This window comes from Mesonia sp. K4-1, assembly GCF_008017825.1.
Lineage (GTDB): Bacteria > Bacteroidota > Bacteroidia > Flavobacteriales > Flavobacteriaceae > Mesonia.
Genome location: NZ_VRLS01000085.1, coordinates 1 through 1208, shown reverse-complemented (window position 1 = coordinate 1208; position 1208 = coordinate 1). Strand labels below are relative to the sequence as shown.

Annotated in this window: 2 protein-coding genes; both read left to right on the top strand. The window is 29.6% G+C overall.

Annotated elements, in window-relative coordinates; genetic code table 11:
* The first annotated feature begins 481 nt into the window (after positions 1 to 481).
* A complete protein-coding gene (locus FT986_RS12275; RefSeq protein ID WP_147865303.1) occupies positions 482 to 718 on the top strand; it encodes a hypothetical protein in 237 nt (78 codons plus the stop codon).
* Between the two features lie 2 nt (positions 719 to 720).
* Positions 721 to 1035, top strand: coding sequence for a type II toxin-antitoxin system RelE/ParE family toxin (locus tag FT986_RS12270; RefSeq protein WP_147865302.1), 315 nt, complete (start codon positions 721 to 723; stop codon positions 1033 to 1035).
* Positions 1036 to 1208: the final 173 nt, after the last annotated feature.

Sequence of the window (1208 nt, the reverse complement as noted above, 5' to 3'; positions counted from 1 at the left end):
CAGTACAGGCTTTGAAAACGAGGTCTAGCCTCACACAACTGAACGTGATTGAAGTAGTTAAAGAGAGGGGATGAGCAATGTTGTCGAAGTCTAACGCTTCACCGTATATCATAACCTTAATCCTCTCTTTGTTCTTTCTGATTTATAGTTTAAAATTAATAAGAATCAAGCTTAAGACGTATATAAGCAATGCGGGAGCTGTGGCTCAATTAAAAGTTTAGGTATATTTGGAAGTCGCCGAATTTTAAATTTACTGTAGTTTTTATTTTTTATTTTGGTAGTAGTAGTTCTTCGGTGGACGATTTCCAATAAAAAAAGATAAATAGCAAAATTTAAAAACCTGGCTTATGCTCAACCGAAAATAATTTTCTAATTTACACGCTATGAGCCACATACAAGACCGTTGGTAGCAATACAAGAAAATCGTTTTTCAACTAAACATTTAGTAAAAAAATTGTATTTTTGATTAAATACACGAATTATGGATTTACAAACTCGAAAACTCAACTTAATAACTTATCTAGCCCAAATTAAGGACGAGATATTATTTGATAAATTGGAAAATTATATCCTAAAAAGAGAGATTGAACACAATCCTGAATTAAAACCATTTACTGTCGAGGAATTAGTTAATCGAATTGAGAAATCTGAATTGGATTTCAAAAATGGGAATGTAAAAAGTCAAGAAGATTTAGAGAGAATATCAGCTAATTGGTAACTATGAAAATAGTTTGGACTGATTTTGCTATCAGAAATTTAAAAGACATTTTTGATTATTATTCTATTGAAGTAAATAAAAAACTTGCTCATAAAATTAGAAAACAAATATTTAAATCTTCGAAACAATTAATAAAAAACCCGAATTCTGGTCCAGTAGAACCTAATTTGACAATTCTAAATAAAAATCACAGATACTTAATAAGTGGACATTATAAACTTATTTACAGAATTATAGACAATGAAATTGTAATTAATGATGTCTTTGACACACGACAAAATCCGACTAAAATGAATGATGAAAATCGGATTGAATAATAAAGTACTACTGGCAACAAAGTACTGTGGTAAAAAACAAGTAAAAACTCATTAACTATTTACTAAAGTACTTCTGTAAGAATCATCCTATACTAGTCCTGATTTTGCAATAGCAAAAGCCTGTTTTAGTAACTTAGATAAGTGAATAAAACGCTTGACCGACAAGGGATTTA

Coding starts and splice junctions, on each gene's coding strand:
- FT986_RS12270 (WP_147865302.1), top strand. CDS start 721: ATGAAAATAGTTTGGACTGATTTTGCTATCAGAAATTTAAAAGACATT.
- FT986_RS12275 (WP_147865303.1), top strand. CDS start 482: ATGGATTTACAAACTCGAAAACTCAACTTAATAACTTATCTAGCCCAA.